Genomic DNA, 247 nt, shown 5'->3' on the forward strand with positions numbered 1-247 from the left:
TGCGGCGTCGGGCGGGTCGAACGGCACGATGAAGTCGAGGCGCCGGGCAAAGGCCGCATCGAGGTTCTGCCGCAGATTCGTGGCCAGGATCGCCACTCCGGCAAACCGCTCGAGCCGGGAGAGGAGGTAGGCCGTTTCGAGGTTCGCGTACCGGTCCCGGGCGTCGCCGACCTCTGTGCGCTTGCCGAAAAGGGCATCCGCCTCGTCGAAGAACAAGGCGCATCCGCCACGTTCGGCAGCCTCGAAG

1 protein-coding gene is annotated in these 247 nt (G+C 67.6%); it reads right to left on the reverse strand.

The genetic code is table 11. The annotated features are described in order from the left end of the window. On the reverse strand, nucleotides 1–247 hold a 247-nt coding region (locus tag AC3XQU_RS24510), incomplete at both ends, for an AAA family ATPase (RefSeq protein WP_489876713.1).

The organism is Telluria sp. AZSoR62 (assembly GCF_058111565.1).